Origin of the sequence: Pantoea eucrina, assembly GCF_001691555.1 — a bacterium.
GTDB lineage: Bacteria > Pseudomonadota > Gammaproteobacteria > Enterobacterales > Enterobacteriaceae > Pantoea > Pantoea borealis.
Map to the genome: position 1 here is coordinate 371328 of NZ_MAYN01000008.1, position 19186 is coordinate 390513.

Sequence of the window (19186 nt, forward strand, 5' to 3'; positions counted from 1 at the left end):
CTAAAACAATTTTTTTGACCAGCCGAGTTTTGAGCTTAATGTATTGAAGTAATTGTAATTTTTAGGATGAATCAGATTAAGATGGCTGCTGCTGCGCCGGATCAGCACATCTTCACCTTCCTGAATCGGCAGGGCAATCTGGCTGTCACAGCTGATCTCCAGATCGCTGCGTAGCGAGGAGAAGCGCAGGCGAATGGTACTGTTGCTGTTGATAACCAGCGGGCGCGACGACAGCGTGTGCGGGAACATCGGCACCAGCACAATCGCATCAAGCGAAGGGGTAAGAATAGGTCCGCCTGCGGAGAGCGAGTAGGCGGTGGAGCCGGTGGGGGTGGAGATAATCAGGCCATCTGAACGCTGAGAAAAGGCGAAGACTTCGTCAATATAGACCTCAAACTCAATCATATGCGCCACTTTGCCAGGATGGAGCACCACTTCATTGATGGCGCTGCCAATGCGCGGTGAGCAGGTATCACGGCAGACCTGCGCCTCAAGCAGAAAGCGACTCTCCACAAAGTAGTCGCCCTGAAGAACATCATCCAGCTGCTGCTGCGCGTTATCCGGATCGAGGTCGGTCAGGAAGCCCAGATTGCCACGGTTGATGCCAATCACTTTAATGTCATAGCGTGCCAGCACCCTGGCCGCGCCCAGCATATTGCCATCGCCGCCAACCACCACGGCCAGATCGGCCTGCTGGCCTATTTCCGCCAGCGTGCCGGTCTTTACATCGGTTAAGCTCAGCTCGCGCGCAATTTGCTGTTCGACAATCACCTCATATCCCTTATCGGTCAGCCAGCGCCAGAGCATCTCATGGGTGGTTAACGCGGTAGGATGGCGCGGATGACCCACGATTCCGATGCAGCTAAAGTGTGTGTTCATGTGGCGGGTATTCCTCATAAGCCAAAACGGCCTGGCAATGTGATGGGTTCACTTGAAACCGTCAAACTGATCCCCATAATAAGCCAACCAGCGAAATGAATGTGCAAAACGCGGAGAAATTCATGAGTAGTAAAGAACAGAACACCCCAAACGAGCAAGTCTCAGACGAAATTCAACAGGATCACCAGCCGGCGGACGCGGAGACAGCAACTGAGGTGGATCCGCGTGATGAGCGCATTGCGCAACTGGAAGCGGAGCTGACCCAGGCGCAGGGCGGCGTACGCGAAGCGCAGCTGCGTGCGCAGGCGGAGATTGAAAACATCCGTCGCCGTGCGGAAATGGACGTTGAAAAAGCGCATAAATTTGCGCTGGAAAAGTTTGCCAACGAACTGCTGCCCGTGATCGATAGCCTGGAGCGTGCGCTGGAAGTCACAGACAAAGAGAACACCGAGCTCGCTTCGATGATTGAAGGCATCGAGCTGACGCTGAAGTCGCTGCTGGGCGCCGTGCGCAAGTTTGGCGTTGAAGTGGTGGGCGACACCCACGTGCCGTTCAACCCGGATCTGCATCAGGCGATGTCGATGATGGAATCGGATGAGGTTGAGCCGAACCATGTGCTGATGGTGATGCAGCGTGGCTATACCCTGAATGGGCGCCTGCTGCGTCCGGCGATGGTGGCGGTTTCTAAAGCCAAAGCCTGAGCAGAGTAGTGCATCACAACGGCCGCCTGACGCGGCCGTTGTTGTTTCAGGGGAGGACTGGCGTCCAGTCGATCGGCGTTTCTCCCGCCTGGCTGAGCAGTGCGTTGGTCTGCGAAAAGTGCCGGCAGCCAAAAAAGCCGCGGTGCGCTGAGAGCGGAGAAGGGTGGGGGGCTTTCAGCACGTGATGACGCTGCGCATCAATGATGCTGCCTTTCTTCTGCGCGTGCGATCCCCACAGCAGAAAAACCACGCCCTCACGGTGCGTATTGATGGCATCAATCACCGTATCAGTAAACGTCTCCCAGCCAAGCCGCGCGTGCGAGTGTGCTTTGCCCGCCTCAACGGTCAGTACCGTATTCAGCAGCATCACCCCCTGCGTGGCCCAGCTCTCCAGAAAACCGTGCTGCGGGCGCTGAAAGCCGTCGATATCCTGTTCAAGCTCTTTGTACATATTAAGCAGGGAGGGCGGGATAGCCACGCCAGGCAGTACCGAGAAAGCCAGGCCGTGCGCCTGATTCGGTCCGTGATAGGGGTCCTGACCCAAAATCACCACTTTAATATCGCCCAGCTCTGTCAGCTTAAATGCGTTAAACACATCTTTCTGCGGCGGATAAACAGTCACGCCCGCTGCCCGCTGCTGCGCAACCGCCTGCAGCGTCTCTTTGAAATAGGGTTTCTCTTTCTCATCTGCCAGCACGTCGTGCCAGGTCAGCTTGTCACTCATGGTTAACTCCTGCCGCTAGTTTTCCTTAGCTTAGCTGCTTCAGAGCGCGAGCAGAAGAATTAACCCCGCCGTTTCAGCTTGATACAGGTCAAGGCACCGGCGGCGTCCCGGTGATATACCAGCCTGTCTATCTGTCAACGGCGTTCAGAGACAGAACGCCTCTTTCTGGAGATCGCTATGATTACCGGCATTCAAATTACTCAAACCCATAACCCGCTATTGCTGAACTCATTCTGGCTGCTGGATGAGGAGGCCGGACAGGCGCGCTGTCTGTGCGCCAGAGGTATCTATGAGGCGGATCAGGTTGTTGCCCTGAGTGAACTGGGCGAGATGGCCTACCGCGAAATCCCCCTGGAGCAGAAACCGCAGGTGCGCGTTGAGGGCGGACAGCATCTTAACGTCAACGTACTGCAGCGGGAAACGCTGGAAGATGCGGTTAAGCATCCCGAAAAGTATCCGCAGCTGACCATTCGCGTATCCGGTTATGCCGTACGGTTTAATGCCCTGACGCCAGAGCAGCAGCGCGATGTGATCACCCGTACCTTTACAGAGAGCCTGTAACTGAAGTAGCGATGAAAAGTTGCTCATGCTGCAGGCCAGTGCGGAAGCGGTCCGGAACGCATGCGTTGATTAAAATGCGACATTTACCGGCGTTCGCGCTGACCCGCCGGTCAGTGGCCCTTAAGGCCCGCTGAATGTAAAAAAAAAGCGCCGGTTCAGGCGCTTTTTTTACTGCAGTGACGTTTTATTCCGCACCTGACTCCGGCGTGGTTGATCCGCTTGGCTTGCGGCGTTTACCCACGTTTTTGGTGTCACGATGGCGTTTTTTCACGCGCGGCTTTTCGTCTTCTTTCTCTTTCTTCTCTTTGCGTTTGGCAAGCGCCTTTTTCGACGGCTTTCCGGTGACTTTAGCACTCGGCGCACGCGACTCAGGGCGCAGCTCATCAATCACGCGTGATTTCAGCGGCTCATTGACGTAGCGGCTGATTTTACCCAGCAGAACGTGATCATGCGCCTCAACCAGCGAGATAGCGATCCCTTTGCGTCCGGCGCGGCCGGTACGGCCAATACGGTGCAGATAGGTATCTGCCGTACGCGGCAGGTCAAAGTTGATCACGTGGGTCACGTCATCAATATCAATACCGCGCGCCGCGACGTCAGTGGCAACCAGCACATTTACGCGACCGTCGTTGATGCGTTTAATCGCTTCATTACGGTTAGCCTGAACCATCTCCCCTTCGAGGTAGCTGCTGCGCAGGCCCGCTTCATGCATCCAGGTCACCAGCTCGTGCAGACGTTCACGCTTGCGCACAAACACAATCGCACGCTTCACTTCCGGCTGCTTTAACAGGTGCACCAGCAGTTTGGTCTTGTGCTCAAGGTTATCAGCACGGTAGTACCACTGCTGAATGCGTTTGCGTTCGCTTTTGCTCGGGTCGGCTTCAATCGCGACCGGATCGTTGAGCAGGCGTTCAGCAAAATCTTTGATGTGCTCGCCTTCCAGCGTGGCAGAGAAGAGCAGCGTCTGTTTGCGCCAGCGCGTCTCACCGGCGATGGTCTCGATATCCTGGGCAAAGCCCATATCGACCATGCGGTCCGCTTCATCCAGGATCAGCGTTTCTACCGCGCGGCAGTCAAAATTCTCTTCTTTGATGTACTGCAGCAGGCGGCCGGTGGTCGCCACTACAATATCCTGGTTTTCGCTGAAGACTTCAGCGTGGTTCATATAGGCAACACCGCCGGTAATAGTGGCAATGTCGAGATGGGTGTGCTTCGCCAGCTCACGCGCCTGGTCGGCCACCTGCATCGCCAGTTCGCGGGTAGGGGTGAGGATCAGGATACGCGGCGGACCCGACTTCTTACGCGGGAAGTCCAGCAGATGCTGTAATGCGGGCAGCAGATAGGCGGCGGTTTTCCCCGTTCCGGTGGGTGCCGAACCTAACACGTCACGGCCTTCCAGCGCGGCAGGAATGGCTTCAGCCTGAATGGCCGTCGGGCGCGTGAAGCCTTTTTCCTGCAGGGCATCCAGCAGGCTTTCGTCGAGTTCGAGTTCGGAGAATGTGGTTACTGTCATGTTCTACCTCAGTTTGGGGCGCTGATTATAGACAGATCAGCCGCAATCTTCATCTGTTTGTGTTCATCAGACGTAGATGAATTCATCATGCGACCACGTTACACTCTCGCCAGATAACAATTCAATGGCCGAAAGCATGTCTCAGTACCAGCCGCCAGCACGGGCGACATTAAGAAAAGATGGGTTTACGTTTAAGCAATTTTTTGTCGCACACGATCGCTGTGCAATGAAAGTCGGCACGGATGGCGTGCTGCTGGGGGCATGGGCGCCGGTGGCTGGCGTCCGGCGTATTCTGGATATTGGCTGCGGTAGCGGGCTGATCGCCCTGATGCTGGCGCAGCGCACGCCGGAACAGGTCACGCTGGATGCGGTCGAACTTGATAGCGATGCCGCCGCGCAGGCGCAGGAGAACGTGCAGGCCTCACCGTGGGGCGCCCGTATCAGCGTGCACCAGGCGGATATCCTTAACTGGAGCAACCAGTGTGAAAAACGCTATTCGCTGATCGTCAGCAATCCACCTTTCTTTGTGCCCGGTATGGCCTCATCCAGCGTCGCGCGAGACACGGCGCGCAGCACCGCCACGCTCGATCACGCCGCGCTGCTGCAGTGCGCGGCACAGTTGATCGAAGAAGACGGGCTGTTTTGCGTGGTGCTGCCGGTGGAGAGCGGTGAGGCGCTGGTGCAGCTTGCCCGCGACGATGGCTGGCATCTGCGGCTGCGCTACGACGTCGCGCCTTATGCACAGCGGCCACCCAACCGGCTGGTACTGGGCTTTTCACCCGCTGCCGGTGATCTGATTCAGGAGCGGCTGGCGATCCGCAATGAAGACAAAAGCTACTCCGCTGACTGGCTGAGCCTGGTGACTGACTTCTATCTTTTCCGCTGAGTATTGGCTGTCACCGTACTGCAGCAGCGGTCGCGATCTGCCATGACGATCGCAGGTTTCATGCTATATCGTGTCGCAACTTAGCGAATTTTGCGCGCTGCCATCCGCTATGCTGAAAAGAAGAGTAATAAAGATGAAAAAGAGGCTGCCTTACGCTACTCTGCCAGCACTGATTGGCAGCGCATAAGCCATTGAAAGCGGTTGAACTGCTGCTGGCAAAACCGGTAAGTCGCAAATGGCTGCGCTGCCGGTACGAAAAAACAGGTCGTGGTGAACTTCAGGCCAGAACAGAACTCAAAGCGCATGCTTGCTCACGGGTATGAGATGTGCTGGCAGTCCACTTACGCATAAAAGAGTTTTGGGGAGACATTACCTCGGATGAGCGAGCAGTTAACGGATCAGGTTCTCGTTGAGCGGGTTCAGAAAGGAGATCAAAAGTCCTTTAACTTACTGGTAGTCCGATACCAGCATAAAGTGGCGAGCCTGGTTTCACGCTATGTCCCTTCGGGTGACGTGCCCGATGTGGTACAGGAATCATTTATCAAAGCCTATCGCGCGCTGGAGTCGTTCCGCGGGGATAGCGCTTTTTACACGTGGCTTTACCGCATTGCGGTAAACACGGCGAAAAATTATCTGGTGGCTCAGGGCCGCCGTCCGCCGTCCAGCGACGTTGATGCAATTGATGCGGAAAACTTCGAAAGTGCGGGCGCGTTGAAAGAAATATCGAACCCTGAGAACTTAATGTTGTCTGACGAACTGAAACAAATTGTTTTTCGGACAATTGAGTCACTTCCTGAAGATCTCCGGATGGCTATCACGCTCAGAGAGCTGGATGGCCTGAGCTATGAAGAGATCGCTGCCATTATGGATTGCCCGGTTGGTACTGTCCGATCGCGCATATTTCGTGCCCGGGAAGCCATTGATAACAAAGTTCAACCGCTTATCCAACGTTAGTGATAACGGCTACTGAAAGGGTACCAAGGCATGCAGAAAGAAAAACTTTCCGCTTTAATGGATGGTGAAACGTTAGACAGCGAGCTGTTGTCCTCGCTGTCAAAGGATGTCGAACTTCAGAAAAGCTGGGAGAGCTACCATCTTATTCGCGATACGCTGCGCGGCGATGTTGGCGAAGTGCTGCATTTTGATATCTCCGCCCGTGTGGCCGCAGCCATTGAAAATGAGCCGCTGCGCACTGCGGCGACGCCGCTGATCCCGGAAGCGCAGCCGGAACCGGCACGCTGGCAAAAAATGCCGTTCTGGCGTCGCGGTGGCAACTGGGTGGCGTCAGTCACGCAAATTGGCGTGGCCGCATGTGTATCGCTTGCAGTGATTGTGGGCGTGCAACACTACAACGGCTCTTCTGCCAATGGTGCAGCAGAATCATCGGATGCCCCGGCGTTTAATACGCTGCCAATGATGGGTAAAGCGTCACCGGTAAGCCTGGGCGTGCCGTCTGATGCCTTTGATACCAATAGCTCAAACCAGCAGGTTCAGGATCAGCGGCGTCGCGTCAATGCCATGCTGCAGGATTACGAACTGCAGCGCCGGTTGCATGCCGATCAGGTGCAGTTTGAAAACACGGTACCGCAGCAGGCGCAGGCCACCGTTCCCGGAACCCAGTCGTTAGGAACTCAACAGCAGTAATGAAGCAGCTCTGGTGCGCCGTTAGCCTCATGGCAGGCAGCCTGCTCTGGACATCTACCGCCCCGGCACAGACTTCGTCTTCCGGGGCGTTGTTACAGCAGATGGAGCAGGCGACTCAAAATCTCAATTATGAATTCGCATATATTAATGTCTCCCGACTGGGCATTGAGTCACTGCGCTATCGGCACGCCGTGGTGGATAAGCGCGTCTTTGCACAGCTGTTGCAGATGGATGGCCCGCGTCGTGAGGTGATCCAGCGCGGCAGTGACATCAGCTATTTTGAACCTGGCCTGGACCCGTTTTCACTGCCGGGTGACCATATCATTGACGCACTGCCCTCATTAATGTTCGCTAATTTTGCCCGGCTCGGTCAGGCGTATGATTTTGTGCCGGTAGGGCGGTCACGCATGGCCGATCAACTGTGCGAAGTTGTGCGGATTGTCTCCCGTGACGGTACGCGCTACAGCTATGTGGTCTGGCTGGATGTGGATACCAAACTGCCATTACGCATCGATTTGCTGGATCGTGACGGCGAAACGCTGGAGCAGTTTCGTGTTATCAGCTTTGCGGTGGATGAGGGCGTGCGTAATCTGATGCAGGGACTGGAGAAGGCAAACCTGCCGCCATCGCTCTCTGTGCCGGCGGGCGACAAGGTTGAACTTAGCTGGCAGCCAGGCTGGATACCGGCGGGCATGAAGCTGATTTCACAAAGCCGTCGCGCGATACCCGCCATGAATAAAACCGTCGAATCACGTCTCTACAGCGACGGGCTGTTCAGTTTTGCCATCAATATAGCGCCTGCCGATAAAAACAGCGTGCCCCAGCAATTGCGCACGGGACGTCGTACGGTGCAGACCGTTGTGCGCGATAATCAGGAGATCACCGTGGTGGGCGAGTTACCGCCTGCAACCGCGAAACGTATCGCCAGCGCTATTGATACAGGGGCAAAAAAATGATGAGAGAGTGGGCCACGGTTGTGGCATGGCAGGACGGCATTGCCACGCTGCATTCTGAAGCGAAAACCTCCTGCAACAGCTGTTCAGCACGCAAAGGGTGCGGCAGCCATGCGCTCAACAAGCTGGGGCCGAAGAACGCACACGTCATGACGATTCCCAGCGCTGAGCCGCTACAGCCGGGACAGCGCATTGAGTTAGGCATCCGTGAGAGCAGTCTGCTGGGCTCAGCGCTGCTGGTTTATATGACCCCGCTGTTTGGCCTGTTTGCTGTGGCTGGCGTATTCCAGATGCTGTTTCACAGCGATCTGGCTGCTGCCTGCGGGGCACTGCTTGGTGGCGTAGGGGGCTTTATCATTGCCAAAGGCGTTTCATCCCGCTATGCCGGGCGCGAAGCCTTTCAGCCGGTGATCCTTAGCGTGGCGCTTCCGCCTGATGCGCTGCGGGTCGAAGATGTCAGCTGATGCCGCCAGGGCCGCCAGATGTGCGGCCTTTTCATTTCCGCTTACCCGCTGAATTCTGTTGCAAATCCCACAGGTTCCATTCTTTAACGCGCGGCGTTAACAGTGTAATATGCGACGTCATTAATGAGGCCGACAGGGTTCCGGGTAAAGATCGCTTGCCTGAATGTGTCTGTGCTCACGTTTTCAACTGATTCTCTACGTGAAGATATTCATATAAATGAAGCACATACGAAATTTCTCTATTATTGCTCACATTGACCACGGCAAATCAACGCTCTCCGATCGTCTGATTCAGATTTGTGGTGGCCTGAGCGATCGTGAGATGGCAGCGCAGGTTCTTGACTCCATGGATCTGGAGCGCGAGCGCGGCATTACGATTAAAGCGCAGAGCGTTACGCTCGATTACACAGCGCCAGACGGTGAAACTTACCAGCTCAATTTTATCGACACCCCGGGCCACGTAGACTTCTCGTATGAAGTTTCCCGCTCGCTGGCGGCCTGCGAAGGGGCGCTGCTGGTGGTCGATGCAGGACAGGGCGTTGAAGCACAGACGCTGGCGAACTGCTATACCGCCATGGAAATGGATCTGGAAGTGGTACCGGTACTGAATAAGATCGATCTGCCTGCTGCCGATCCTGAGCGTGTAGCTGAAGAGATTGAAGATATCGTGGGTATTGATGCCGTAGACGCCGTGCGCTGCTCGGCGAAAACCGGCATCGGTGTACCTGATGTGCTGGAGCGCCTGGTGCGCGATATCCCGGCGCCGGAAGGCGATCCGGATGGCCCGCTGCAGGCACTGATCATCGACTCCTGGTTTGATAACTACCTCGGCGTTGTTTCCCTGATCCGTATCAAAAACGGTACGCTGCGTAAGGGCGAGAAGGTCAAAGTCATGAGTACCGGTCAGGTATATAACGCTGACCGTCTGGGTATTTTCACACCCAAACAGGTTGACCGCACCGAACTGAAATGCGGTGAAGTTGGCTGGCTGGTGTGCGCAATCAAAGATATTCTTGGCGCGCCAGTGGGCGATACGCTGACGCTGCAGCGCAATCCGGCAGAGAAAGCGCTGCCAGGCTTTAAAAAAGTTAAACCGCAGGTCTATGCCGGTCTCTTCCCGGTAAGCTCGGATGATTATGAATCATTCCGTGACGCGCTGGGCAAGCTGAGTCTGAACGACGCCTCCCTGTTCTATGAGCCAGAGAGTTCAACCGCGCTGGGCTTTGGTTTCCGCTGCGGCTTCCTGGGTCTGCTGCACATGGAGATCATTCAGGAGCGTCTGGAGCGCGAGTATGACCTCGACCTGATCACCACAGCACCAACGGTAGTGTATGAAGTGGAAACCACCGATGGCGAAGTGGTGTATGTCGACAGTCCATCCAAGCTGCCGCCGCTGAACAACATCGAAGAGCTGCGTGAGCCGATTGCAGAGTGTCATATGCTGCTGCCACAGGAATATCTGGGTAATGTGATTACCCTGTGTGTGGAGAAGCGTGGCGTTCAGACCAATATGGTTTACCACGGCAACCAGGTTGCGCTCACCTACGAAATTCCGATGGCTGAAGTGGTGCTCGACTTCTTTGACCGCCTGAAATCGACGTCGCGCGGCTATGCATCGCTGGACTATAACTTCAAGCGCTTCCAGGCGTCAGACATGGTGCGCGTGGACGTATTAATTAACGCAGAGCGTGTTGATGCCCTGGCGCTGATCACCCACCGCGATAACTCGCAGTACCGCGGTCGCGAGCTGGTGGAGAAGATGAAAGATCTGATCCCGCGCCAGCAGTTTGATATCGCGATTCAGGCGGCGATTGGCAACCACATCATTGCGCGTTCCACCGTGAAGCAGCTGCGTAAAAACGTCCTGGCAAAATGCTACGGCGGTGACGTCAGCCGTAAGAAAAAACTGTTGCAGAAACAGAAAGATGGTAAGAAACGCATGAAGCAGGTCGGCAACGTTGAGCTGCCGCAGGAAGCTTTCCTCGCCATTCTGCATGTCGGTAAAGACAGCAAATAAGGAACCACAATGGCTAACATGTTCGCCCTGATTCTGGTTATCGCTACGCTGCTGACCGGTATCATCTGGTGTATCGATCGCGTGAAGTGGGCGCCTGAGCGTCGTGCAAAGCAGGCTGCTGCGCAGGCGCAGGCGGGTAACGCGCTCGACAGCAAAACGCTGGCGAAGGTTGCAGCACAGCCAGGCTGGATTGAAACGGCGGCATCGGTATTTCCGGTGCTGGCGGTGGTACTGATTGTACGTTCATTTATTTTTGAACCCTTTCAGATCCCCTCCGGCTCAATGATGCCCACGCTGCTGATTGGCGACTTTATTCTGGTAGAGAAGTTTGCGTATGGCATTAAAGATCCCATCACGCAAACCACGCTGATCCCGACCGGACATCCAAAACGCGGTGACGTTGCCGTGTTTAAATATCCGAAAGATCCCAGCGTTGACTACATCAAACGCGTGATTGGTCTGCCGGGCGACAAAGTGGTGTTTGATCCGTTCAGCAAAACGCTGACCATCAACCCGGGCTGCGGTAACGGCAAATGTGATACGGCGCTGCCGGTCACCTATACCAATATTGAGCCAAGCGACTTTATCCAGACCTTCAGCGGCTTTGATGGCAATGAAACCGGCAACGGCTTCTTCCGGAAACCGCAGGGTGAAACGCTGCGCGGCGGCCTGCGTCTCGGTACACGTAAAGAGACGCTGGGCGATGTGACGCACAATATCCTGCTGGTGAATGAGGCGCAGAGCCAGGCGAACATGTACTATCAGCAGCCGGGCCAGCCGCAGGCGACCTGGGTCGTGCCGCAGGGGCAATATTTCATGATGGGCGATAACCGTGACAACAGCGCCGACAGTCGCTACTGGGGCTTTGTGCCTGAGAAGAATCTGGTCGGTAAAGCGGTCGCTATCTGGATGAGCTTTGAAAAACAGGAAGGTGAATGGCCGACAGGTGTACGCCTGAGCCGTATCGGCGGCATTCACTAAATACGGGTGGCTTCCTGTCTGACAGGAAGCCACTGCACACGAAACAGAACGCGCTGCTCTCAGCCCTGTTTCGTATGCAGAGTTACAGACGCACAGAACAACTGGAATCGCATGAACCCCATTCTCATTACTAAGCTGCAGCGCAAACTGGGCTACACTTTTACTCATCCGGAACTTTTGCAGCAGGCCCTGACACACCGCAGCGCCAGCAGCAAACATAACGAACGGCTTGAATTTCTTGGCGATTCAATTCTCAGCTATGTGATTGCCAACGCGCTCTATCACCGCTTCCCGCGCGTGGACGAAGGTGATATGAGCCGCATGCGTGCCACGCTGGTGCGTGGCAATACGCTGGCAGAAATGGCGCGTGAATTTGAACTGGGTGAGTGCCTGCGTCTCGGGCCAGGCGAACTGAAAAGCGGCGGCTTCCGTCGTGAGTCGATCCTTGCGGATACGGTAGAGGCGCTGATTGGCGGCATCTTCCTCGACAGCAATATACAGACCGTTGAGAAGCTGATTCTCGACTGGTATCTGAATCGTCTGGAGCAGATCAGCCCGGGCGATAAACAGAAAGACCCTAAAACGCGCCTGCAGGAGTATCTGCAGGGTCGCCATCTGCCGCTGCCCTCCTATCTGGTGGTGCAGGTACGTGGCGAAGCGCACGATCAGGAGTTCACCATTCACTGTCAGGTGAGTGGCATGGCCGACCCGGTAGTGGGCGTAGGCTCCAGCCGCCGTAAAGCGGAACAGGCTGCTGCCGAACAGGCTTTAATCAAGCTTGGACTCGAATAAATTGTTTTACGACAGCGCCATCCCGGCGCTGACTAAGTCAGGACCCGAATGAGCGAACACGAAACTTATTGCGGCTTTGTCGCGATTGTAGGCCGGCCTAACGTCGGTAAATCAACCTTACTGAACCAGCTGCTGGGGCAGAAGGTCTCGATCACCTCACGCAAGCCGCAAACCACGCGCCACCGCATTATGGGCATTCACACTGAAGGCGCTTATCAGGCGATCTACGTGGATACGCCCGGGCTGCATATGGAAGAGAAGCGGGCGATCAACCGCCTGATGAACCGTGCTGCCAGCAGCTCAATTGGCGATGTGGAGCTGGTGATTTTCGTCGTGGAAGGCACGCGCTGGACACCGGATGATGAGATGGTGCTCAACAAACTGCGCGATGGCAAAGTGCCGGTGGTGCTGGCGGTGAACAAGGTGGATAACATTCAGGATAAAAGTATCCTGCTGCCGCACCTGCAGTTCCTGAGTCAGCAGATGAATTTCCTCGATATCGTGCCGATCTCTGCTGAGAATGGCAAAAATGTCGATACCATCGCAGCGATTGCCCGCAAGCGCCTGCCGCTGGCAGAGCATCACTTTCCGGAAGACTACATCACCGACCGCTCACAGCGCTTTATGGCTTCAGAGATCATCCGCGAAAAGCTGATGCGTTTCCTGGGCGCCGAGCTGCCTTACTCCGTCACCGTGGAGATTGAACAGTTTGTCGCTAACGAGCGCGGCGGCTACGACATCAATGGCCTGATTCTGGTGGAGCGCGAAGGCCAGAAAAAAATGGTTATCGGCAACAAAGGGTCAAAGATCAAAACCATCGGTATCGAAGCGCGGCGCGACATGGAAGAGATGTTTGAAGCCAAAGTGCACCTCGAACTTTGGGTGAAAGTAAAATCGGGCTGGGCAGATGACGAACGTGCGCTGCGCAGCCTGGGCTACACAGACGATCTGTAACTGATGGAAGGCTGGCAACGCGCGTTTGTGCTGCATAGTCGCCCTTACAGCGAAACCAGCCTGCTGCTCGATCTCTTCACGGAAAGTCAGGGACGCGTCCGCGTGCTGGCTAAAGGCGCGCGCTCGCGCCGTTCTCAGCTGAAAGGCACCCTGCAGCCTTTTACGCCGCTGCTGGTGCGCTGGGGCGGACGCGGCGAAGTGAAAACGCTGCGTAACGCCGAAGCGGTGTCACTGGCGCTGCCGCTCAGCGGTATCACGCTCTACTGCGGTCTCTATGTCAATGAACTGCTGTCGCGCGTGCTGGAGCAGGAGATCCCCTTTTCTGAGCTCTTCTTCGATTATCTGAACTGTATCCAGGAACTGGCTGCCGGCACGGCCTCGCCGGAACCGGCGCTGCGCCGGTTTGAGCTGGCGCTGCTCGGGCATCTCGGCTACGGCGTCGATTTTCTGCACTGCGCCGGCAGCGGCGAAGCGATTGATGACGCCATGACCTACAGCTACCGCGAAGAGAAGGGCTTTATCGCCAGCCTGGTGCTGAACCAGCGCAGTTTTACCGGTCACCAGCTGCGCGCCATTGAAGCGCGCAGTTTCCCCGATGCCGACAGCCTGCGGGCAGCCAAGCGCTTTACGCGCATGGCGCTGAAGCCCTATCTCGGCGGCAAACCGCTGAAGAGCCAGGAGCTGTTTCGCCAGTTTATTCCAAAGAAGAAACCTGATGCGCCGCAGGCGTAGCGGCGGTCATACCACCTGAACGTATCATCGCGATACACTGCACTGACATTGGACAAAGAGAAGCGTAGTTATGGCTGAGTTGCTGTTAGGCGTCAATATTGATCATATCGCTACCGTACGTAACGCGCGTGGCACCCACTATCCCGATCCGGTACAGGCGGCTTTTGTGGCCGAACAGGCGGGTGCTGACGGCATTACCGTGCATCTGCGCGAAGACCGCCGTCATATCACCGATCGCGATGTGCGTATCCTGCGCGATACCATTCAGACGCGGATGAACCTGGAGATGGCGGTCACGGATGAGATGATCGCCATCGCCTGTGACATCCGGCCGCACTTTGTCTGTCTGGTGCCGGAGAAGCGTCAGGAGGTGACAACGGAAGGTGGACTGGACGTCGCGGGCCAGCAGGCGGGCGTCAGCGCAGCGGTACAGCAGCTGTCTGAAGCGGGCATACTGGTGTCACTGTTTATCGATGCCGATCGCCGGCAGATTGATGCGGCCGTTGCCAGCGGCGCCCCCTATATCGAAATTCATACCGGCGCGTACGCCGAGGCACCGGAAGGGCCGGTGCGTGACGCCGAGCTGCTGCGCATTCGTGAAGCGGCGCACTACGCGGCTTCCCTGGGACTGAAAGTCAACGCCGGCCACGGACTGACCTATCACAACGTACAGCCGATTGCGGCGCTGCCGGAGATGCATGAGCTGAATATCGGCCATGCCATTATCGGGCGGGCGCTCTTCAGCGGGCTGGCAGAGGCGGTGAGCGAAATGAAACAGCTGATGCGGGAAGCGCGGCGCTGATGGCGATCCTTGGTCTTGGCAGCGATATCGTGGAAATTGAGCGCATCGCCGGCGTCATCGAACGATCCGGCGATCGCCTGGCGCGCCGCGTACTGAGCGACGCAGAGTGGCAGCAGTATCAGGCGCATCAGCAGCCGGTGCGTTTTCTGGCCAAGCGTTTTGCCGTTAAAGAGGCGGCGGCCAAAGCGTTTGGCACCGGGATCCGCGGCGGGCTGGCGTTTAATCAGTTTGAGGTATTCAACGATGCGCTGGGGAAACCAGGTCTGCGCTTTTTTGAGCAGGCGAGCATCATTGCAGAGCGGCTTGGCGTGCAGCGCGTGCACGTGACGCTGGCTGATGAGCGCCACTACGCCTGCGCCACGGTGATTATTGAGGACTGATGTTCGTCCTCAGTGCGGATGCAGCTGCACAAATTTCTCCCACAGCGCGTCGCGGCTTTCGGCGTGCTGCGGGTCACTGATAATTGTGTTGTCGATAGGGCAGACGCTCTGACAGGTTGGGGTTTCATAGTGCCCCACGCACTCGGTGCAGCGCGCCGGATCGATTTCATATATCGCCTCACCCAGCGCGATAGCCTGATTGGGACACTCCGGCTCACACATGTCGCAGTTAATACATTTCGCCGTAATCAGTAACGCCATTCTTTACGTCCGTTAATCCTTAATAAATGCGCGGTCATTATAGGCCGGTTTAACGCTTATATCAGCTTTTTCACCAGTGCTTCGCTGTGGCGGATGTGGCTTGATGCCCGCTCCGGATCGTGCTGCACCAGCGCCATAAACAGTAAATCCGTCAGGGCCAGCTGTGCGCTGGTTGAGGAGATGGCCGCGCTGCGCGTGCTCTGCTCCTCTGCAACGGTATAGAGACAGATGGAGGCGCACTGCTGCAGCGCGTTCGGCGTAAAACCGGTAAACGCCACCACATCAGCCCCGATAGCGGCCGCTTCCTGTGCCGCCAGATTAATTTCACGCCGTTCGCCGGTGTAGGAGATGGCCAGCAGGACATCGCCAGGCGCCATCGCCTGTACGCTGGCGAGCAGGGCGTGCATATCCTGCTCAGCCACCGCATTAATGCCGATTTTCATCAGTTTCCAGGAGAAATCTTTCGCCACCAGGCCAGACGCGCCGATCCCCACCAGCAGAATACGGTTGGCATTCTTCAGCAGATGCAACGTCTCCATCAGTTTCTCTTCGCTGTTGATATCCAGCGTGGCGCGGATCGCAGAGATCTTTTCAGTCAGCAGCTTCTCACCTACGGTTTTCAGTGGATCGTCACTGAGAATATGGTTATGCACGGTGATCGCATCGCGATCCGCCAGCGATTCACTCAGCGCCAGCTTCAGGGCCGGAAATCCTTTATAACCCAGCTTCTGCGCAAACTTCACCACGCTCGACTGGCTGACGCCCGCTTCTTCAGCCAGCTTTTGTGAGCTGAGATGGCGCGCCCGATCGGGCTGTGACAGTAAAAAGTCAGCCAGCCGGCGCTCATTCAGCGCCAGCCGGGGATAGAGCTGGCGGATTCGCAGCAGTGAACTCATGTTCGATCCTTACTCCCGGTTTCATAGCATGCCGCAGGTTACCTCTCTGCCACACGCGCAGTAATAGTAAATACTCCGTGTCACCAAGAATAAACTATTCAGTGGGCTTTGTAGCTAGCGGAATTAAAAATCACAGCTTCGCTAAGCGCGGTTGCTGGCTACACTGTAGAGCAGCAACTGATTTAAAAAAGGAGAGAGGTTTGACACAGGACTCGCAACGCCGCGTCGTATTTTTCGATCTGGATGGCACGCTGCATCAGCAGGATATGTTTGGAACCTTTATGCGCTTTTTGCTGCGCCGGCAGCCGCTGAATCTGCTGCTGGTGGTTCCGCTGCTGCCGGTTATCGGGCTCGGGCTGCTGGTTAAAGGCCGGGCAGCGCGCTGGCCAATGAGTCTGCTGCTCTGGGCGATCACGTTCGGGCACAGCGAAACGCGCCTGCGCGCGCGTGAAGCGGAGTTTGCGCAGTGGTTCCGCGAGCGGGTAGTGGCGTTTCCGGTGGTGCAGCAGCGCCTGACAGATTACCTGCAGAGTGACGATGCCGATGTCTGGCTAATTACCGGATCACCGCAATCACTGGTGGAGCAGGTCTATTTCGATTCCGCCTTTCTGCCGCGTGTGAAACTGATCGCCAGCCAGATGCGGCCAGGACGCGGCGGACGCGTGCTGGCAATGCGCTGTCTCGGCCACGAAAAGGTCGCGCAGCTGGAAGAGCAGATTGGCACGCCGCTGCAGCTTTACAGCGGCTACAGCGACAGCAAACAGGACAACCCGCTGCTGTTTTTCTGTCAGCATCGCTGGCGCGTAACACCGCGTGGCGAACTGCAGCAGCTGGAGTGAATCGCGCGGCGTTTTTGTCTATAATGCGCCGCCTTTTCATTCTGCAGGAGTTACCCGGTGAAACCACAAACTGATGAATACTGGATGCGTCACGCGCTGCAGCTGGCGCAGCGTGCCCGGGAGCAGGGTGAGGTGCCGGTCGGGGCTGTACTGGTGCAGGGAGAGCGGATCATAGGGGAGGGCTGGAACCGGCCCATCGGCCAGTGCGATCCTACCGCACACGCGGAGATCATGGCGCTGCGCCAGGGCGGTAAAGTGCTGGATAACTACCGCCTGCTGGATACCACGCTCTATGTCACGCTGGAGCCGTGCGTCATGTGTGCCGGTGCCATGGTACACAGCCGCATTACCCGGCTGGTTTACGGCGCAAAAGATGTCAAAACCGGCGCGGCCGGTTCACTGCTGGACGTGCTGGGGCATCCGGGGATGAATCATCAGATCGAGATCGCCTGCGGCGTGCTGGCGGAGGAGTGCGCCGGCATGCTGAGCGACTTTTTTCGTATGCGACGCGAGCAGAAGCGCGCGCTGCGTCAGGCACAGCGCGCAGATTAATTCATGGCGATTTTGGGCTCAACCGCCGGATAACCGGCGCCCAGCTCCGCTTCCAGCGCTGAACGCTGCGCCAGGCGCCGCTCCTGCTCTTGCAGATAGCCCACCAGACTTAGCTGATACTTACGGATATTCTCCACGTAGTTATACGCTTCGTGCCCGCGCGCATAGCCATAGGCGGTTTGCGCGTAGTAGCGCTTCTGACTAAGCATCGGCAGGCGCAGCTTCACATCTGCCCAGCTGTCAGGGTTGCCGCCCTGTTTCGCCGTCAGCCGGCGCACATCGAGCATGTGCGCATATCCCATGTTATAGGCCGCCAGCGCAAACCAGATGCGCTCGTCGTCAGGCACGCTCGCCGGCACTTTATCCATCATACGCTGCAGATACTCACTGCCGCCGCGAATGCTCTGCTCCGGGTCAAGCCGGTCATCAACATTAAGGCTATCCGCTGTGTTACGCGTCAGCATCATCATGCCGCGCACGCCGGTGGGTGAGGTCGCCTGCGGATTCCAGTGCGACTCCTGATAGGAGATCGCCGCCAGCAGACGCCAGTCCATGCTGGCAGAATACTTTTTAAACAGCGGTTTGATATCCGGCAGCGTATTGTCAATCGCGCGCAGGAAGGTGCGGGTATCGACATAATCAAATGTGCCAACGTGACCGAGGTATTTCTCCTCCAGTCGCGCCATCGTGCCTTCTTCACCCATCTGGCTGTAAAAATCGAGCATGGCCGCGTTAAGGCTGCTGTCATCATTGCGCGGCAGATACCAGGTCACCGGCTCTTCATCGGTGATATCAAAGGCGACCGCCAGCTGCGGGTGAATACGCTGCAGCAGGCCCACGGTAACCGAGTCGCCTACCGTGTAGTCAAGTTTGCCGTCAGCCACCGCCTCCAGCAGCGCTTTCTGTCCCTGATCGGTGGCGATTGCCCAGTCGAGATCGGGATAGCTGTTGGCTTTTTCTGTCCGCAGCGTCGAGAGATAAGCTGAGCCGGACTGCACCACCAGGCGGCCTTTCAGGTCGCCCAGCGTGCGCGGACGCGGTTTATCGATACGGTAAACCAGCTGCTGCGACACCGAATAGTAGCTGGGGCCGGCCTGATAGTGCGCCAGACGCTCGCTGTTATAGATAAGCCCGGCGGCGAGCAGATCGGCTTTTCCCTCATCGAGATCGTCAAACAGATCGCCCAGGCTGGGCCGCACAGTGACCTCCAGCCTGACGCCGAGGTAGTCTGCAAAGCGCTTTGCCAGCTCGTAATCCATGCCAGCCGGTGCCTGGTTGATGGTGTAATACGTCAGCGGCGAATTGACCGTACTGATGCGTAACACGCCGCGTGATTTGATCGCTGTCAGCGCGTCCCGATCGCCCCCGTACCAGGGGATTGCCGGCCATAGCGCCAGCGCCAGCAGCACGGTGATCAGACCGATGAACAGATAATTTAATTTTAGGCGTTTCAAATGGTTGTCTCTTAATGGCTCACAGGCCTCTGTCCTTTAAAGGCAGTATTGGTATTGTTTTTTACTCCCAGAGCGAGGGGCATTTTGCGCAACAAAGCGAAACAGGGCAACTCATATAGCAGGTTTTGCGCAAAATTCAGGCAAATCCCGTATGGCAGTTTTTCTGCGCAAACGGTTTCGTTACCTGCGCGCTTTCTCTAT

Annotated in this window: 22 protein-coding genes; 16 read left to right on the plus strand and 6 right to left on the minus strand. The window is 56.6% G+C overall.

Annotated elements, in window-relative coordinates; all coding sequences use genetic code 11:
• Complete coding sequence (nadK, locus tag BBA90_RS07875; protein ID WP_065648649.1) at positions 1-879, minus strand: NAD(+) kinase; 879 nt, start codon at positions 877-879, stop codon at positions 1-3.
• Between the two features lie 122 nt (positions 880-1001).
• Between nadK and grpE the strand changes: the two genes are divergently transcribed.
• Entirely contained in the window at positions 1002-1580 is a 579-nt protein-coding gene (gene grpE, locus BBA90_RS07880; protein ID WP_065648650.1) for a nucleotide exchange factor GrpE, read from the plus strand.
• Between the two features lie 46 nt (positions 1581-1626).
• Here grpE and ung read toward each other — a convergent pair whose 3' ends face one another.
• Positions 1627-2304, minus strand: a complete 678-nt coding sequence (gene ung, locus BBA90_RS07885) for a uracil-DNA glycosylase (protein ID WP_065648651.1) — start codon at positions 2302-2304, stop codon at positions 1627-1629.
• A 177-nt stretch (positions 2305-2481) separates the two neighbouring features.
• Between ung and grcA the strand changes: the two genes are divergently transcribed.
• On the plus strand, positions 2482-2865 hold the full coding sequence (grcA, locus tag BBA90_RS07890) for an autonomous glycyl radical cofactor GrcA (protein ID WP_065648652.1): 384 nt from the start codon (positions 2482-2484) through the stop codon (positions 2863-2865).
• Between the two features lie 184 nt (positions 2866-3049).
• On the opposite strand, the gene srmB is transcribed toward grcA, so the two are convergent.
• Positions 3050-4378 (minus strand): ATP-dependent RNA helicase SrmB, encoded by a 1329-nt coding sequence (srmB, locus tag BBA90_RS07895; RefSeq protein WP_039379716.1) that lies wholly within the window; start codon positions 4376-4378, stop codon positions 3050-3052.
• A gap of 136 nt (positions 4379-4514) precedes the next feature.
• Between srmB and trmN the strand changes: the two genes are divergently transcribed.
• From trmN to acpS, 12 genes are all read left to right on the plus strand, one after another.
• The gene (gene trmN, locus BBA90_RS07900) at positions 4515-5264 is read left to right on the plus strand and encodes a tRNA(1)(Val) (adenine(37)-N(6))-methyltransferase TrmN (RefSeq protein ID WP_065650429.1); all 750 of its coding nucleotides are present in this window, start codon (positions 4515-4517) and stop codon (positions 5262-5264) included.
• Positions 5265-5642: 378 nt separating this feature from the next.
• Entirely contained in the window at positions 5643-6218 is a 576-nt protein-coding gene (gene rpoE, locus BBA90_RS07905; RefSeq protein ID WP_039379714.1) for an RNA polymerase sigma factor RpoE, read from the plus strand.
• Positions 6219-6248: 30 nt separating this feature from the next.
• Positions 6249-6908 (plus strand): anti-sigma-E factor RseA, encoded by a 660-nt coding sequence (gene rseA / locus BBA90_RS07910; protein ID WP_065648653.1) that lies wholly within the window; start codon positions 6249-6251, stop codon positions 6906-6908.
• Entirely contained in the window at positions 6908-7864 is a 957-nt protein-coding gene (gene rseB / locus BBA90_RS07915) for a sigma-E factor regulatory protein RseB (RefSeq protein WP_065648654.1), read from the plus strand. The genes rseA and rseB overlap by 1 nt, the downstream gene beginning before the upstream one ends.
• Positions 7861-8325 carry a SoxR-reducing system protein RseC gene (rseC, locus tag BBA90_RS07920; RefSeq protein ID WP_065648655.1) on the plus strand — a complete coding sequence of 155 codons (465 nt, stop codon included), beginning with the start codon at positions 7861-7863 and terminating at the stop codon, positions 8323-8325. Before rseB ends, rseC begins: the two co-directional genes overlap by 4 nt.
• Positions 8326-8542: 217 nt before the next feature.
• Positions 8543-10342 (plus strand): translation elongation factor 4, encoded by a 1800-nt coding sequence (gene lepA / locus BBA90_RS07925; RefSeq protein ID WP_065648656.1) that lies wholly within the window; start codon positions 8543-8545, stop codon positions 10340-10342.
• A 9-nt stretch (positions 10343-10351) separates the two neighbouring features.
• The gene (gene lepB, locus BBA90_RS07930) at positions 10352-11323 is read left to right on the plus strand and encodes a signal peptidase I (RefSeq protein ID WP_065648657.1); all 972 of its coding nucleotides are present in this window, start codon (positions 10352-10354) and stop codon (positions 11321-11323) included.
• 111 nt (positions 11324-11434) lie between these two features.
• Positions 11435-12115, plus strand: a complete 681-nt coding sequence (rnc, locus tag BBA90_RS07935) for a ribonuclease III (protein ID WP_039379698.1) — start codon at positions 11435-11437, stop codon at positions 12113-12115.
• A gap of 48 nt (positions 12116-12163) precedes the next feature.
• Complete coding sequence (era, locus tag BBA90_RS07940) at positions 12164-13069, plus strand: GTPase Era (protein WP_039379695.1); 906 nt, start codon at positions 12164-12166, stop codon at positions 13067-13069.
• A 3-nt stretch (positions 13070-13072) separates the two neighbouring features.
• The gene (gene recO, locus BBA90_RS07945; protein ID WP_065648658.1) at positions 13073-13801 is read left to right on the plus strand and encodes a DNA repair protein RecO; all 729 of its coding nucleotides are present in this window, start codon (positions 13073-13075) and stop codon (positions 13799-13801) included.
• Between the two features lie 70 nt (positions 13802-13871).
• Entirely contained in the window at positions 13872-14603 is a 732-nt protein-coding gene (gene pdxJ, locus BBA90_RS07950; protein WP_065648659.1) for a pyridoxine 5'-phosphate synthase, read from the plus strand.
• Complete coding sequence (gene acpS / locus BBA90_RS07955) at positions 14603-14983, plus strand: holo-ACP synthase (RefSeq protein ID WP_039379688.1); 381 nt, start codon at positions 14603-14605, stop codon at positions 14981-14983. Before pdxJ ends, acpS begins: the two co-directional genes overlap by 1 nt.
• 9 nt (positions 14984-14992) lie before the next feature.
• Here the strand turns inward: acpS and BBA90_RS07960 are convergent, their stop codons facing one another.
• Together BBA90_RS07960 and BBA90_RS07965 are read right to left on the minus strand one after the other, a co-directional pair.
• Positions 14993-15244 carry a YfhL family 4Fe-4S dicluster ferredoxin gene (locus tag BBA90_RS07960; protein WP_065648660.1) on the minus strand — a complete coding sequence of 84 codons (252 nt, stop codon included), beginning with the start codon at positions 15242-15244 and terminating at the stop codon, positions 14993-14995.
• A 56-nt stretch (positions 15245-15300) separates the two neighbouring features.
• The gene (locus tag BBA90_RS07965) at positions 15301-16140 is read right to left on the minus strand and encodes a MurR/RpiR family transcriptional regulator (protein ID WP_039379683.1); all 840 of its coding nucleotides are present in this window, start codon (positions 16138-16140) and stop codon (positions 15301-15303) included.
• Between the two features lie 200 nt (positions 16141-16340).
• Here BBA90_RS07965 and yfhb point away from each other — a divergent pair, with 200 nt between their 5' ends.
• Both yfhb and tadA read left to right on the plus strand, forming a co-directional pair.
• Positions 16341-16979, plus strand: a complete 639-nt coding sequence (yfhb, locus tag BBA90_RS07970) for a phosphatidylglycerophosphatase C (RefSeq protein WP_065648661.1) — start codon at positions 16341-16343, stop codon at positions 16977-16979.
• Positions 16980-17036: 57 nt separating this feature from the next.
• The gene (gene tadA, locus BBA90_RS07975) at positions 17037-17531 is read left to right on the plus strand and encodes a tRNA adenosine(34) deaminase TadA (protein WP_075050724.1); all 495 of its coding nucleotides are present in this window, start codon (positions 17037-17039) and stop codon (positions 17529-17531) included.
• Here tadA and mltF read toward each other — a convergent pair.
• Complete coding sequence (mltF, locus tag BBA90_RS07980) at positions 17528-18985, minus strand: membrane-bound lytic murein transglycosylase MltF (RefSeq protein WP_065648663.1); 1458 nt, start codon at positions 18983-18985, stop codon at positions 17528-17530. The two genes, tadA and mltF, sit on opposite strands and share 4 nt — an antisense overlap.
• Between the last annotated feature and the right edge of the window lie 201 nt (positions 18986-19186).

Excerpts from the sequence above, each read along its gene's own strand:
- nadK (WP_065648649.1), bottom strand. The coding sequence starts at position 879 with ATGAACACACACTTTAGCTGCATCGGAATCGTGGGTCATCCGCGCCAT.
- grpE (WP_065648650.1), top strand. The coding sequence starts at position 1,002 with ATGAGTAGTAAAGAACAGAACACCCCAAACGAGCAAGTCTCAGACGAA.
- ung (WP_065648651.1), bottom strand. The coding sequence starts at position 2,304 with ATGAGTGACAAGCTGACCTGGCACGACGTGCTGGCAGATGAGAAAGAG.
- grcA (WP_065648652.1), top strand. The coding sequence starts at position 2,482 with ATGATTACCGGCATTCAAATTACTCAAACCCATAACCCGCTATTGCTG.
- srmB (WP_039379716.1), bottom strand. The coding sequence starts at position 4,378 with ATGACAGTAACCACATTCTCCGAACTCGAACTCGACGAAAGCCTGCTG.
- trmN (WP_065650429.1), top strand. The coding sequence starts at position 4,515 with ATGTCTCAGTACCAGCCGCCAGCACGGGCGACATTAAGAAAAGATGGG.
- rpoE (WP_039379714.1), top strand. The coding sequence starts at position 5,643 with ATGAGCGAGCAGTTAACGGATCAGGTTCTCGTTGAGCGGGTTCAGAAA.
- rseA (WP_065648653.1), top strand. The coding sequence starts at position 6,249 with ATGCAGAAAGAAAAACTTTCCGCTTTAATGGATGGTGAAACGTTAGAC.
- rseB (WP_065648654.1), top strand. The coding sequence starts at position 6,908 with ATGAAGCAGCTCTGGTGCGCCGTTAGCCTCATGGCAGGCAGCCTGCTC.
- rseC (WP_065648655.1), top strand. The coding sequence starts at position 7,861 with ATGATGAGAGAGTGGGCCACGGTTGTGGCATGGCAGGACGGCATTGCC.
- lepA (WP_065648656.1), top strand. The coding sequence starts at position 8,543 with ATGAAGCACATACGAAATTTCTCTATTATTGCTCACATTGACCACGGC.
- lepB (WP_065648657.1), top strand. The coding sequence starts at position 10,352 with ATGGCTAACATGTTCGCCCTGATTCTGGTTATCGCTACGCTGCTGACC.
- rnc (WP_039379698.1), top strand. The coding sequence starts at position 11,435 with ATGAACCCCATTCTCATTACTAAGCTGCAGCGCAAACTGGGCTACACT.
- era (WP_039379695.1), top strand. The coding sequence starts at position 12,164 with ATGAGCGAACACGAAACTTATTGCGGCTTTGTCGCGATTGTAGGCCGG.
- recO (WP_065648658.1), top strand. The coding sequence starts at position 13,073 with ATGGAAGGCTGGCAACGCGCGTTTGTGCTGCATAGTCGCCCTTACAGC.
- pdxJ (WP_065648659.1), top strand. The coding sequence starts at position 13,872 with ATGGCTGAGTTGCTGTTAGGCGTCAATATTGATCATATCGCTACCGTA.
- acpS (WP_039379688.1), top strand. The coding sequence starts at position 14,603 with ATGGCGATCCTTGGTCTTGGCAGCGATATCGTGGAAATTGAGCGCATC.
- BBA90_RS07960 (WP_065648660.1), bottom strand. The coding sequence starts at position 15,244 with ATGGCGTTACTGATTACGGCGAAATGTATTAACTGCGACATGTGTGAG.
- BBA90_RS07965 (WP_039379683.1), bottom strand. The coding sequence starts at position 16,140 with ATGAGTTCACTGCTGCGAATCCGCCAGCTCTATCCCCGGCTGGCGCTG.